General features: G+C 58.9%; 13 protein-coding genes. 5 read left to right on the top strand and 8 right to left on the bottom strand.

Features of this window, described 5'->3' with window-relative positions; genetic code table 11:
- Nucleotides 1-46: 46 nt before the first annotated feature.
- Nucleotides 47-838: an aldolase gene (locus tag ACELLULO517_RS17065; protein ID WP_227308606.1), complete on the bottom strand. Its 792-nt coding sequence runs from the start codon at nucleotides 836-838 to the stop codon at nucleotides 47-49.
- Nucleotides 839-1,098: 260 nt separating this feature from the next.
- Here ACELLULO517_RS17065 and ACELLULO517_RS17060 point away from each other — a divergent pair, with 260 nt between their 5' ends.
- The 4 genes from ACELLULO517_RS17060 (at nucleotide 1,099) to ACELLULO517_RS17045 (ending at nucleotide 5,458) form a co-directional block, all read left to right on the top strand.
- Complete coding sequence (locus tag ACELLULO517_RS17060) at nucleotides 1,099-2,553, top strand: NCS1 family nucleobase:cation symporter-1 (RefSeq protein WP_227308605.1); 1,455 nt, start codon at nucleotides 1,099-1,101, stop codon at nucleotides 2,551-2,553.
- Between the two features lie 293 nt (nucleotides 2,554-2,846).
- Entirely contained in the window at nucleotides 2,847-3,470 is a 624-nt protein-coding gene (locus ACELLULO517_RS17055; protein WP_227308604.1) for a hypothetical protein, read from the top strand.
- Nucleotides 3,467-4,633: a DGQHR domain-containing protein gene (locus ACELLULO517_RS17050; RefSeq protein ID WP_227308603.1), complete on the top strand. Its 1,167-nt coding sequence runs from the start codon at nucleotides 3,467-3,469 to the stop codon at nucleotides 4,631-4,633. The genes ACELLULO517_RS17055 and ACELLULO517_RS17050 overlap by 4 nt, the downstream gene beginning before the upstream one ends.
- A gap of 21 nt (nucleotides 4,634-4,654) precedes the next feature.
- Nucleotides 4,655-5,458: a DNA adenine methylase gene (locus tag ACELLULO517_RS17045; protein WP_227308602.1), complete on the top strand. Its 804-nt coding sequence runs from the start codon at nucleotides 4,655-4,657 to the stop codon at nucleotides 5,456-5,458.
- 168 nt (nucleotides 5,459-5,626) lie between these two features.
- On the opposite strand, the gene ACELLULO517_RS17040 is transcribed toward ACELLULO517_RS17045, so the two are convergent.
- The 3 genes from ACELLULO517_RS17040 to ACELLULO517_RS17030 all read right to left on the bottom strand — a co-directional run bounded on the left by ACELLULO517_RS17040 (nucleotide 5,627) and on the right by ACELLULO517_RS17030 (nucleotide 7,964).
- The gene (locus ACELLULO517_RS17040; protein ID WP_227308601.1) at nucleotides 5,627-6,310 is read right to left on the bottom strand and encodes a hypothetical protein; all 684 of its coding nucleotides are present in this window, start codon (nucleotides 6,308-6,310) and stop codon (nucleotides 5,627-5,629) included.
- A gap of 10 nt (nucleotides 6,311-6,320) precedes the next feature.
- Nucleotides 6,321-6,902 (bottom strand): hypothetical protein, encoded by a 582-nt coding sequence (locus tag ACELLULO517_RS17035; protein WP_227308600.1) that lies wholly within the window; start codon nucleotides 6,900-6,902, stop codon nucleotides 6,321-6,323.
- Nucleotides 6,903-7,064: 162 nt separating this feature from the next.
- The gene (locus ACELLULO517_RS17030; RefSeq protein WP_227308599.1) at nucleotides 7,065-7,964 is read right to left on the bottom strand and encodes a LysR family transcriptional regulator; all 900 of its coding nucleotides are present in this window, start codon (nucleotides 7,962-7,964) and stop codon (nucleotides 7,065-7,067) included.
- Between the two features lie 97 nt (nucleotides 7,965-8,061).
- On the opposite strand from ACELLULO517_RS17030, the gene ACELLULO517_RS17025 reads away from it, so the two are divergent.
- Nucleotides 8,062-8,943, top strand: coding sequence for an aldo/keto reductase family oxidoreductase (locus ACELLULO517_RS17025; RefSeq protein ID WP_227308598.1), 882 nt, complete (start codon nucleotides 8,062-8,064; stop codon nucleotides 8,941-8,943).
- Between the two features lie 9 nt (nucleotides 8,944-8,952).
- Here the strand turns inward: ACELLULO517_RS17025 and ACELLULO517_RS17020 are convergent, their stop codons facing one another.
- The 4 genes from ACELLULO517_RS17020 to ACELLULO517_RS17005 all read right to left on the bottom strand — a co-directional run bounded on the left by ACELLULO517_RS17020 (nucleotide 8,953) and on the right by ACELLULO517_RS17005 (nucleotide 13,501).
- Nucleotides 8,953-10,002 carry a DUF1176 domain-containing protein gene (locus ACELLULO517_RS17020; RefSeq protein ID WP_227308597.1) on the bottom strand — a complete coding sequence of 350 codons (1,050 nt, stop codon included), beginning with the start codon at nucleotides 10,000-10,002 and terminating at the stop codon, nucleotides 8,953-8,955.
- 33 nt (nucleotides 10,003-10,035) lie between these two features.
- Complete coding sequence (locus tag ACELLULO517_RS17015; RefSeq protein WP_227308596.1) at nucleotides 10,036-11,541, bottom strand: xylulokinase; 1,506 nt, start codon at nucleotides 11,539-11,541, stop codon at nucleotides 10,036-10,038.
- Between the two features lie 161 nt (nucleotides 11,542-11,702).
- Nucleotides 11,703-12,476, bottom strand: coding sequence for an SDR family NAD(P)-dependent oxidoreductase (locus tag ACELLULO517_RS17010; protein WP_227308595.1), 774 nt, complete (start codon nucleotides 12,474-12,476; stop codon nucleotides 11,703-11,705).
- 35 nt (nucleotides 12,477-12,511) lie between these two features.
- A complete protein-coding gene (locus ACELLULO517_RS17005; RefSeq protein WP_227308594.1) occupies nucleotides 12,512-13,501 on the bottom strand; it encodes an ABC transporter permease in 990 nt (329 codons plus the stop codon).
- Between the last annotated feature and the right edge of the window lies 1 nt (nucleotide 13,502).

Raw genomic sequence — 13,502 nt, 5'->3', positions numbered from 1 at the left:
TCCCTTCCTGCCTGATTTTCGGGCGGTTGGGGAGGTTGCGCGGGTCTTACGTCGCAAAAGCCGGATCGTCCTGCCGCAGCACGCGCTTGACGCTGTCCAGATGGAGACGCGCGGATTCCGCGTCACCCTCGCGCATCTGCGCCGCCGTGCGGGCCGCGATATCGGCCGGCACCGGCACCAGTTTGCGGCCGGTCGACAGCGCCTTGACCTGCACCTCCGCCGCCCGTTCCAGGTAATAGAGATCGTCCCAGGCTTCCGCGATGGAGGCACCCGTGACCATCACGCCATGGTTGCGCAGGAAAACGATATCGGCGTCCCCCATGGACCCGGCGATGCGGTCGCCTTCCGCCTCGTCCAGTGCCAGACCGTTATAGGCATCGTCCACCGCCGTACGGCCGTAGAACTTTAGCGCGGTCTGCCCGGCCCAGACGAAGGGTTCGCCTTCGACCATGCTGAGCGCGGTCGCATTGGGCATATGGGTATGGAAGGCAGCGCGGGCGCGCGGCAGCAGCTTGTGCAGACGCGCATGGATGAAGAAGGCGGTCGCTTCCGGCTTGCCCTCGCCTTCCAGCACATTGCCGTGGAAATCGCAGACCAGCAGGCTGGAGGCGGTGATTTCCCGAAAGGCGAGGCCATAAGGATTGACGAGGAACAGATCATCCCGCCCCGGCACGAGAGCGGAGAAATGGTTGCAGATCCCCTCCTCCAGCCCCAGTTTCGCGGCCATGCGGAAACAAGCCGCCAGATCGATCCGCGCCTGACGCAGCGCCGCCTGGTCAATCTCACCCAGACTATTGGCGCCGGCATACTGGCCGGCGGTCGAGAATTCATGAGCCATGAAGCGGCACGTCCCTGAAGCTGCATTCCAGCCGCAAGCTTGGCATCGTCACCCCAGGCGCGGCAAGTCGCAGGCGACCAGCCACAAAAAGTGTACACAGTTTGGTTGAAATTTCTGGACAGAGGCATGGTTTCGGGTAGCTTGGTCACAGGAAGGTCACACTAGTCGCGCGGCTCCATAATGCATGTCATTGCAAGGAGCCCTCTGATGATGGCGGAAAAGAACAACAGGCGCACAGCGCGCCGGCTGGGAGACGCGCCATGAGTGTCGCGACATCCCCCCATGATATTCCGGCCGCCTATTCGGACCGGCTCTATAATGATGATCTGGCACCCCTCGCCCGCGACGGCAGTGGCGCCGCGCGTGAAAAAACCCAGCACTGGACCTGGTACAATATCTTCGCCTTCTGGATGGCGGACGTGCATAGCGTCGGCGGCTATGTTTTTGCGGCCTCGCTGTTCGCACTGGGCCTGACCGGCTGGCAGGTGTTGATTTGCCTGCTCGTCGGCATTTCCATCGTTCAGGTCTTCGCCAATCTTCTCGGCAAGGCCGGGCAGAATGCCGGCGTGCCTTATGCGGTGGTGGCGCGCATCTCCTTCGGCGTCTATGGCGCGAATATCGCGGCCATCATTCGCGGGCTGATCGCCGTCGTCTGGTACGGCATTCAGACCTATCTGGCCTCCGGCGCGCTCGAGATCGTGCTGCTGAAATTCTTCCCCGGCATGCAGAGTATGAGCCATTCCAGCTTCGTCGGGCTGGACGGTCTGGGTTGGCTGAGCTTCCTGCTCGTCTGGGTGCTGCAGGCGATTGTTTTCTGGAGCGGCATGGAGAGCATCAAGCGCTTCATCGACTGGGCAGGCCCTGCCGTCTATGCGGTGATGATCGCCCTCGCCCTCTGGATCGTCGAAGTGGCGGGCATGGGCAATATCAGCTTTGATCTGTCGGCGACGCATCTGCACGGTACTGCGGTCGTGTGGGAAATGATCGTCGCCATCGCCCTCGTTGCCGGCTATTTCGCGGGTCCCACACTGAATTTTGCCGATTTCGCGCGTTATTGCAGAAGCTACAAGGATGTGAAGCGCGGCAATCTATGGGGTCTGCCGGTCAATTTCCTGTTCTTCTCCATCATCACCGTCGTCGTCGTCTCGGGGACCATTCCGGTCTTCGGCAAGATGATCACCGACCCTGTCATTACGGTCGGCCGTATCGGCAATACCGCCGTCGCCCTGCTCGGCGCTTTTACCTTCGTGACGGCGACGATCGGCATCAATATCGTGGCGAATTTCGTCTCGCCGGCCTTCGACTTCTCCAATGTCTGGCCCAGCCGCATCAGCTTCCGCATGGGCGGCATGATCGCGGCTGTCGGTTCGATCTTCCTGACGCCCTGGAACCTGTTCAGCAACCCGGCGGCGATCCATTACACGGTCGATCTGCTGGCTGCCGCCATCGGGCCGCTGTATGGCATTCTGCTCGCCGACTATTATCTGGTGAAGATGCAGAAAGTGGATGTGCCGGCTTTGTTCAGCGACCGTCCCGGCAATACCTATTGGTATCAGGGCGGCGTCAATCCGGTGGCGGTGATGGCCGTTGTGCCCGCGACGCTGATTGCGATTGCGCTGAACTTCATCCCCGGCCAGATCGCGACCTTCTCGCTGTTCATCGGTGGCATCCTCGCGGCCGTGATCTATACGGCGATTTCGAAGATGCGCAGCTGATTTTCAGTCTCTGCGGCGCCTCGCGTAAGCGCCATGTCCCGAAAGGGCGTGGCGTATTTTTGTGTCTAAAGCGCGACGAATATTGAACCGTGGCAGGCTAAATTGCGTAGCCAGCCAACCCCGCGGCACAAAATTTCATTCGCCGCAAGGTTAATTATTACATACGACCAAGCAGCAAAGCGCGGCCGTGTCAAAGTCCAGCGCCTAAGTCGTCTTGACTAGCCCACAAGGGGCCTACATTATTGTTTGTGAAGCTACAATAATTTGATTTGTGACACGGCAGAGGGCGTATTTTGGGCGGAGAGCAAGCCAAGGCTATTTGTTCCCGTCTCCTGGACGGGATTAAATTCTGTCCCTTTATCGGGCGTCTTTCCTATTGCTCTCGGGACGAGATTTCAGATGCCATTATCGAAGTAGTCGTTGCCACTATTTTTTCTACTATGCCTTTGTGGCTTCTGCCCCTTTTAAGCCATGCAATTTTCAAAGTCGCAGTAAGTGCATGGGAAGGCATTAGAACTGGAGAATTGTTTCTCTTATCGGCGGCTTTGGTTGGCCCTTTGATCTACATTATTACCAAAGGCTATGGCGTGAGAAATAGCGATAGCGTGTCAGGTCATCCGCTAAAATTGTATTCGATTCGATTTCCCTACGGGGCAGGATTTATATTTGTCTGTTTTGCAATTTGCATTTTATCAAGCTTTGCCTTTTTTGTTCTTCGCAATCCACTGTTTAGCCAAAATGAACTATCAACATTTATCGACTACAATAGTGTAGCCAATGTATCTATAATAACTTTTCTTTTTTCTACACTGATATTTTTTTGCGCGACAGCTTATCGCAATAGTATGGACCACCCAGCTGCGCAGATGGCAAAGAGCGAGAATGACTTCGTTCGGAAATGGGAAGATCAAAAATGACTTCCGATCCACCAAATGATCTCGATCCGATAACATTTGAAATTCCGTGCTTGCGAGCACGTCAGCCTATTGGTGATATATTTATAGCTGCCATCCCCTCCAAACGTCTGCTGTCAATTACCTATTTTGATGTCAGAAGAGTTTTAAGAGACGAAAGAGATTTTGAACGATATCTTGGGATTCAACGCCCACTTGACGAAAAGCGCGTTGCTAAGCTTCGTGATTACGTAAATTTTAAAGATGCCTCTTTTCCAACTTCAATCATTTTATCTGTCGAGCAAGATTATGTGCGCTATGACGAAGAGGCGCGCAAGATGACTATAAGCAACTGTCTTGAAGGAGAAACGACACCAAGTATTAATCTCGCTCGAATCGCCCGTGTCTTAGACGGGCAACACCGCATAGCGGGTCTCGATGGTTTCAATGCTTCTTCTTCCGAATTCGACTTGTCCGTGACTATTTTTGTTGGAGCAGATATCGCTGATCAGGCTCAGATTTTTGCAACGGTGAACTTAGAGCAGACTAAGGTAAATAAAAGCCTTGTCTACGATTTATATGACCTAGCTCATTCTCGCAGTCCTCAAAAAACCTGCCACAACATAGCGGTAGCGCTCGATCGAGATAGTGATTCACCATTGTTTGGGCGAATCAAACGCCTTGGAATCGCTACCGAGGGACGCGTTTTTGAACCGATAACACAGGCGACTTTTGTAGAATCAATTATTTCCTATATTAGTAAAGACCCTCGTGTTGATCGAGATAAACTCATCCGAGGACAAAAAATTCCTACTTACTTAAATGATGATTTACAGAGATATCCATTGCGCTTATTGTTTTCTGAAGAGAAAGACATTGACATTGCACGTATAGTCAACAATTATTTTGTGGCTGTGAAAAATCGTTGGCCTATCGCATGGAACGAACAGGGTCGCGGCTATGTCCTTAATCGAACTAATGGCTTTCGTGCTTTAATGAGATTTTTTAGATACGCTTACTCGCGCGTTGGCTCTCCCGGTAGTGTGCCGACACCCAATCAATATCAAGAAAAAGTATTTAGTCGCATTTTGTTAAAGGATCGTGATTTCACTGTTGACAATTTCACACCAGGCACATCCGGCGAAGCACGTCTTCTTCGTGTCATGCGTGGTGATGAAAATCTTTGAATTTGGATTTTCAGTAGATTCATGATGCTTACCCCTTTCTTGAAATGGGCTGGTGGGAAACGCTGGCTTGTAAATAGTGGCCAGTTACCCGTGCCTAGCGCCTATAAACGTTACATCGAACCGTTCCTCGGCAGCGGGGCTGTCTTTTTTTGTTTGAATCCACATTCGGCAATATTGTCAGATCTCAACAAAGATCTAATAGAACTCTACCTAGTCATGCGCGATAAGCCAAAAAATCTACATGCGGCCCTTTTCACGCATCACAAAAACCACAATAAATGTTACTATTATGAAATAAGATCAAATATTCCAAGTTCCTCGGTTGACCGAGCTGCTCGCACTTTGTATTTGAATCGAACATGTTGGAACGGTCTATATCGAGTGAATCTCAGCGGCCAATTTAACGTTCCAATTGGTACTAAAACTTCCGTTATATTGCCACATGAAAATTTCCAAAATTTCAGCGAAGCCCTTAAGCGAACAGAAATTTACTGTCATGATTTTGAAAAAACAATTGACCAATCAAGCGAAGGAGATTTTTTGTTTGTTGACCCGCCATACACCGTCAAACATAACTTAAATGGATTCCTAAAATACAATGAGAACATTTTTAGTTGGCCGGACCAAATTCGTTTGAGTTCTTCAGTCAAACGAGCAATACAACGTGGAGTTTCTGTTGCCGTAACAAATGCGGATCATGAAAGCGTTCGTTCTCTTTACAGCGGACATTGTAAATATCGAAAGCTTCACCGCCATAGCATTTTGTCTAGCATAGCAAGCAAACGAGTTCCTACAACCGAAGCATTGTTTTTTGCCAATCTATGATAAACTTCTCGCAATGATGCGCTATCTTTGACTAACTTGAGTTAAGCTTGTTCTCTACCCGACGCAAATTGATGAACATCCTGACGGGTAGGGGAGCCTCTGCCTGAATAATGCCGAAACGGCGGCGAGAAGTTCTGCCCCCTCCCCGTCGTCGGATGCGCCGCCAGATCAACGCCGCTGCAGGGGCGCCAGTTTGATACCGCGGGCGAACTCGGCCAGGTTTCCGTCCTGCACACTGCCGTCAACAAACGGCAGCGGCAAAGCTGTTGCCCCCATATAAGACTCTGGGCCGCCGCAGGGTTGAACATGCTTGTGCTTTCTCGCCTGGCTGTGCTGCACATGCTGAAAAACGAGACTGGCAAGGAAGAGCAGGAAGGCGTCCTGCCAGATGCCGCCATGACCGTTGATGATAGCGGGCTCGGCCCGGACCATCCAGAAGGGATTATGGGTGCGGATCGCTACCGGTTTCAGGTCGAATGGCAAGGTCCCCGTCGGTCCCGCAATATCATGGGTCCGAAATTCCTTGATAAAACCAATGCCATGATTGACACAGCGCCTTTCCAGACTGCCGATCGTGCTTTGCGTCAAGGATGACAGAAAACTCGTCACCGGGAATAGTTTCCTAACCGGAAAGTCGTTCCTGGCCTGGGCGCAGACAAAGACCGGCAATTGGAGAGGTCGGGCCAGATTGGCGGCAAAGCTCCGGATAAGATCATAGATAGGGAGGTAACGTGCACCCTCGATCGCCGGATTGATGAGCAGAACCAGATCCGCGAAGCTGGGCACAAGCGTGCCGTCCGGCGTCGCGGCGGCCTCGATCAATGACTGCGCAAGTGCCGAAAAGACGATCATGCCGCCAAAACTATGGCCGGCGATGACCAGAAGCGGGATTGCCTTTCTGCTTCAGACGCGCCTTGCGATAGGCTCGGGCCCGGCCGAAAACCTCGCGTACCGACCCCACGGCGACACGCCTGCCGGCCGATTGGCGCGTAAAGAACGTCGTCAGGCTGGCAACGTAATCAGACGGGCCGTAGAGCGACAGGCCACGCCAGCCGATGAAAATGCCCAGTACCGGCCTTGGCTTTATCCCCGCATTAGCTGCGGTGCTGTTCTCGTGAGCAACCGTTTTTGCCAGAAGAATACGAAATGCCGAGAGGTTGTCATCATCACTCCGCGCATCATGTTTCCAACCATGCGTGAAGGTAATGATGATGGCGTCGACGCAGTCCGCTGTCAGTGTTGCGAGGCGCTGCTCGACAAGATCGACCTGCATGCGGTCATAGGCACACCCCTGATCGTCCAATTCAACGATTGCGAGTTCATAGACGGCCCCTGTCAGGGCATCGTGACCTTGCTGCTGATGATTACGCACGCAGCCGAAGCCGCTGAGTGGCCGCACCGCCGCCAGTCCGTCTAATCCGTCATGGGGCGGTATGAGGGGCATGGGCTGTCCTGGGATGGATCGGGCGCGACGGAAGCCTGAAAACGATGCCAAACTAAATTATCAACACATTGCGATTTCGCATAGAAAATAGTGAGGTTTATCTGTCCCGAAACGATTGAGGATGCGATCCGCCACTTCGCACAACGGAGACTATTAAGTTTCTTACCCCATCGCCCGCACAAAATCGATAAACGCCCGCAACGGCGGTGGCACCAGCCGCCGGCCGGAATAATACAGGAACGGCCCGGAAAAGGACGGCCACCAGTCTTCCAGCACCGGCAGCAGACGGCCGGCGGCGAAATGGGGCCTGATCCAATCCTCGAAAATATAGACGATGCCAAGTCCACCCAGCGCGGCGTCGACTGCCAGATCGGTCGTCGGGCCGATCGTCACCAGCAGCGGGCCGGTCGGCTCCACCACCAGCTTTTCCTCGCCGCGTTCGAACTCCCAGACATCAGTCGCACCACTCGGGAAACGCCCGCGCATGCAGGCATGGGCGAGAAGGTCGCGCGGATGGGCGGGCAAGCCATGACGGGACAAATAGTCGGGCGCGGCACCTGCGGCGTAGCGCTGCCGGCGCGGGCCGATGGGCAGCGCGATCATGTCCTGCTCCAACCGCTCATCATAGCGAATGCCGGCGTCGCAGCCCGCCGCCAGAATATCCACGAAGCTTTCCTCGGCCGTGATTTCCAGCCGGATATCGGGATAGGCTTTGAGGAAGGGCGGGACGAGCGCGGGCAGAACCAGCCGCGCGGCGCTGACCGGCACATTCAGACGCAGCGTGCCGGCCGGATGGCGGGCGGATTCCTGCGCGGCCTCCACCGCTGCCTCGACCTCGCTGAGGGCCGGCGCCAGCCGGGCAACCAGCCGCTGCCCGGCCTCGGTCAGCGCCAGGCTGCGGGTGCTGCGATGGAGCAGGCGCAGGCCAAGCTTGCTCTCCAGCCGGCTGACGGCCTCACTCAACCCCGAAGGGCTGAGGTTCAGGCCACGCGCGGCCTGGCGGAAACCGCCGGCTTTGGCGACCGCCAGGAAAAGGGAAAGCTCGTTGAGATCGGCGGCCATTGTTCGCTCATGTGAACAGGGTGTCCGCTTTATCGGCGGTTATCGAGCGGCCAAACAGTCCCTAAATTCCGTTTTCAGAGACAAGAGGAGACTGACCATGGCGAAAATCGATGCCGCTGGAACCTATATCATGGGTGACCGACCGGTCCGCCGCATGGGCTATGGCGCGATGCAGCTGGCGGGGCCCGGCGTTTTCGGCCCGCCGCGCGACCGCGCCGAGGCCATTGCCGTGCTGCGCGAGGCCGTGGAATCCGGCGTCAACCATATCGACACGTCCGATTTCTATGGGCCGCATGTGACGAATGAGATCATCCGCGAGGCGCTGCATCCTTACACCCAGGATCTCGTCATCGTGACGAAGGTTTCGGCCAAGCGCGACGACAAGGGCAATTGGCTGCCGGCCATGTCGCCGTCAGAACTGCGTGCGGCGGTGGAGGATAACCTTCGCAATCTGGGCCTGGAGCAACTGGAAGTGGTCAATCTGCGCAGCATGCATTCAGTGCATGGGCCGGCGGAAGGCCCGCTGGAAGAGCAGGTGAATGCGCTGGCTGAGATGCAGCGCGAAGGGCTGATCCGCCATATCGGGCTCAGCAATGTCACCCGCAAACAGGTCGATGACGCGCGGCAGATTGTGCCCATCGTCTGCGTGCAGAACGCCTTCAACCTCGCCCATCGCGAGGATGAGGCGCTGGTGCATTTCCTGGCCGATGAGGGCATTCCCTATGTGCCCTTCTTCCCGCTGGGCGGCTTCTCGCCGCTGCAATCCACCATCCTGAGCGAAGTGGCCGAGCATGCCGGTGCGACGCCGATGCAGGTGGCACTCGCCTGGCTGCTGCGCCGCTCGCCCAATATCATGCTGATCCCCGGCACCAGTTCGCGCGGACATCTGCGCGAGAATCTGGAGGCGGCGGAAATCCACCTGTCCGAGGGTGCCATGGCGAAGCTGGAACTGCTGGAGCAGAAGGGCGTCGGCCACTAAGCCAGGGCGTTAAGGATGGGAGCGGAACAGCGCGGGCCAGTCCCCCGCTTCCACCCCGCCGCAGGCATCCTGATAGTTCAGCGCCGCAAGTTGAAAAGCCTGGCCGTCCCAGATCCAACTGGCGGTCAGGCCGCAATCACCCAGGCCCCGGCCCTTGGCGAAGCTGCTGAGGGTCCCCGTTTTGGCATCGAAATTCGGCTCGGTCAGCATATCGGTCGGGTCATCCGGCGCCGGATTGCCCTGGAAGCTCATCGGCAGAACGAGCTTGGAAACCGTCCCTTGTGTGCGATCCACCAACACGCCGAGCGAAGACCCCTGATAGGCGCCCATCAGGCAAGGCAGCAAAACCAGCGCTGTCTTGTCAGATAGCGCATCGGCTTCGGGCGTCATCTCCCCCGGCTGGGCATCGCATTCCTCCTTAGCGACCCTCGCCGCGCTGGCCGTCTGTGCCAAAGCGATCAGTTTTGCATCCTCGCCCGGTGCCAGCGTGGCGGTCACAGGATGCGGTGCCACGACAGGCTCGGGCAAAGCAGGCGGCGCGGCGCTGGCCGGCTTGTCGCCGGGATCGAGCAGTGCGGTCACGGTGCCGACGCGGCCTTGCGCCGCATCCATACGCAGCAGCGCGGCCGCGATACCGTCCAGCGGGATGGTCATGGTCTTGCCCAGACCCAGCACGGCGCCGTTGCGGATCTGGTTCACCAAAGCCCGCACTGGGCCGAGGCCGGTCGCGGTCAGGCTGGTGCCGTCATCATCGCTCACCCTTTGCCAACCCGCGCCGAGGGTGATCGGCCTGCTGTCCAGCGTCAGGCCAAGGGCGTCAAACGCATCCTGTCCACGGATGGCGGCGGTGACAGCGCCGTCCGGCCCGGCCGCGCGCGTCAGCGTGATATCGGTCGCGGGGCCGCCGTCCAGCGCGAAGGCGCGGGCGGTGCAGCGACCGGTATTATCGCAACCGATCAGCCAGGATTTGTATGCGGCATAGAAGGGGAACTGTGTTCCCGCCGCCCGCGCGGCGATCGGCAGATTGATCAGAACAAGGGCAAGACAGAAAATGCGCATGGCGCGCAGACTTCCCTGCCCTTCCCGCCCGCGTCAATCGCCCGACAGCGCATCCAACGCGCCGTATAGCGACTGGCTTTGCAGATAAAGCTGGTCGAAAATCGGCTGCATGCGCGCATAGCGCTCGGCCCAGGCGGGATCGGGCAGAATTTCGGGCTCGAACCGCACGAAGGCATCAACGGCCGCATGCAAGGACGCAAAACGCCCGGTGGCCGCCGCCGCCATGGCCGCGCAGGCGATCAACCCGCTCTCAGCCTCACGCGGGACCAGGATCGGCCGGTTATAGGCGCTGGCCTTGATCTTCAGCCAAAGCGGGCTTTTGGCGCCGCCGCTGGTGGCGATGACGCGCTCCACCTTCTGCCCGGCGCTATCGGCCATGATGCGCAGCGCGCGGTTGCCGGCGAAAGCCACCCCTTCCAGCAGCGCGCGGTCGAGATGGGCCAGACCATGACCGGCACCGAGGCCGAAAAACTGTGCGCGGGCATTGCGATGCGCCCCTAACCGTTCCCCGGTCAGATAGGGCAGGAAAAACAGGCCGTCGCAGCCCGCCGGCGCGGTTTCCGCCTGATCCATGATGCCCGCATAATCCATCCGCCGCTCATGCAGCGCCCGGCGTGCCCACCGCACGGCGTCCCCGCCCGTTTCCAGCAGCACGAAAGCGCCCCAGCCGCCCTCGATGGTCGCGACATTGCAAATCTCGGGGTCCAGGATCGGCTTTTCCGCGATCACCGTCATGATGCAGGATGTGCCGGTCACGTCCGACGCAAGACCAGGGCGGCAGACGCCGGCACCGAGCAGGGCCGCCGGATAATCCGCGCTGCCGACCAGAACCGGCGTGCCGGCGCGCAGGCCGGTCTCGGCGGCAGCCTCTGACGTGACCGCGCCCAGGATATCGCGCGGGTCAAGCACAGGCGGCAGCTTCGCCGCGTCCAACCCCAAGGCCGCGATCATCGCGGGTGACCAGTCATGGCTGGCGCAGTCGTTCAGGAAGCTGCAGGAGACATCGCCGCGATCCATGGCGGCCTGGCCCGTCAGCCGCAGATTGATATAGTCCTTCGGCATCAGAACATGCGCCGCACGGTGATAGGCATCCGGGTCATTGTCGCGCAGCCAGGCGAGTTTGAAGCCCGGCCAGGCGGGTGTCGGCGGATTGGCCGTCAGGCGGAGATAATCGGCCGATGGATTGGCAGCCTCGAAAGCCGCAACGCTGGCCGCCGTGCGCTTGTCGTTCCACAGCGGCGCGGTGTCGCGGGTCAGATTTCCGTCTGCATCCACCAAAACCGTGCCGTGCATCTGCCCGCACGCGGCGATCGCCTCGATCGCCTGGCGCGCGTCCGGCATCCCGTCCAGCAGCTCGCGGATCGCGGCAACCGTGCCGGCCCACCATTGCGCGGGCCGCTGCTCCGCCCAGCCGAATTGCAGGACGATCTGCTCATGCTCGCGCGACGCCACACGCAGAACCAGGCCTTGCCCGTCGACCAGCGCGGCGCGCGCACTGCCGGTGCCGATATCGATCGCGAGTATCAGGCCTTCGGCCATGTTTTGGTCTCCCCCTCCAACCAGCCAGCGTCAGTCAGAACCCAATTGAATTGGCCCCGATGTCGTCATGGCCGGCCTTGAGCCTGCCATCCCGTCGTTGCGCGCCGCTTCCCCTTAGCCATGCCGTTTCTGACCGGACCTGAAGAACCGAGAACCCGCCTCTACCAGCAGGTATAGCCGCCATCCGCCAGAACGATAGAGCCGGTCATCAGGCTGGCGGCTTCGGAGGCCAGGAACAGCACGACGGAGGCGACCTCCTCGGTCTTGCCCAACCGGTTCATCGGCGTACCGCCGACCCAATGCCGATACATCTCGGCATTCTCATAGACATAGGCGTTGAGTTCGGTGTCGATATAGGTCGGTGCCACCGCATTCACGCGCACGCCGCGCGCTGCCCATTCGGCCGCCAGCGAGCGTGTCAGATGATGCACCCCGGCCTTGGAGGCATTGTACTGGCTCTGTTCCTGCGGCCGATTGACGATATCGGCGGACATGGAGCCGATATTGACGATCGCCCCCTTCCCTTGCGCCAGCATGGTGGCGCCGAAGCTGCGGCAGCACCAGAAGGTGCCGTTCAGATTGACGTCCAGCACCTTCAGCCAGGTTGCGTCATCCATGGTCTCGGCCGGGCGATTGCTGATGGCGATGCCGGCATTATTGACCAGGATATCGCAACGCCCGTGCCGCGCGATGACCGCGTCATGCACGCGCTCGACCCCGCGCGGGTCCGTCACGTCCAGCGCTTCGGCCGAGGCCGTATAGCCGCGTTCTGCCAGCACCGCCGCCGCCTCTGCCGCCGCCGCACCGTTCATGTCGGTCAATACCACGGCGGCGCCGGCTTCCGACAGGGCTTCGGCGCAGGCAAGGCCGATGCCCCGCGCCGCGCCGGTGATGACTGCCACTTTTCCGTCCAGCCTGAATTTTTCGAGATACACGCGATAGCCCCGTCACATGAGGGTGTTGAAAAACTTCAGCGCTTGAACCAGCGTGATCCGTGCTGCAGCAGCATGGCGATGACGATGATCGCGCCCATGCAGACCTGCTGATTGTAGCCCGGCACGCCGACCAGGTTCATGATATTGGCGATGACGCCCATCACCAACGCGCCGAGCAGCGTGTTGATGACGCCACCTTTGCCGCCCATCAGGCTGGCCCCGCCGATGACGACGGCGGCGATGACGTTCAGTTCCGAACCGACACCGACGACGCCGGAGCCCACGCCCGTCCGGCTGGTGGTGATGACACCGGCGAGTGCCGCCAGCGCACCCGAGATGACATAGACGGCCATGACGTAACGCGGCACGGCGATGCCCGACAGCCGCACGGCTTCACGATTGGAGCCGATGGCTTTCACCAGACGGCCGAATTTGGTGAAGGTCAGCACCACGCCGGCCAGGACGAAGACCAGCGCCATCAGCCAGACAGGGTCAGGAATGCCGAGGAAGAAGCCGGACCCGAAATTGGTGATCACCGTGCTGGCGTCATCACCCATCATGATCGGCTGACCGTCCGACACGATCAGCGCGAAGCCGCGCACCGCCGTCATGGCGGCCAGCGTGATGACAAAAGGTGGCAGACCAGCATAGGCGACCAGCACGCCGGTGACGAGGCCGCAACCGGCCCCCGCCGCGACCGACAAGCCGACGCCCAGGCCCGTGCCATGCGCATCGATCGCGATGGCACTGACGACGCTGCCGAGCGCGAGGATGGAGCCGACCGACAGATCGATGCCGCCCGTCAGGATCACGAACAGCATGCCGACCGCCATGATGCCGGTGCCAGAAATCTGGCGCAGCACATTCATGATATTGCGGTCGCTGAGGAAGGCATTCGATTCGAAGGCGGCGCCGACCACCAGCACCACGAAGATACAGACGGTGCCGTAGCGGCGGAAGAATTCGCCGGCATCGAAGGACCGGCGCGACGCCGGAACGGGGGTCGCTGTGACGGATTGGGTCATA

Origin of the sequence: Acidisoma cellulosilyticum, from assembly GCF_020621385.1 — a bacterium.
GTDB lineage: Bacteria > Pseudomonadota > Alphaproteobacteria > Acetobacterales > Acetobacteraceae > Acidisoma > Acidisoma cellulosilyticum.
Note: the sequence above shows the minus strand (reverse complement) of the source record. Positions and strands in the feature narration are given on the sequence as shown.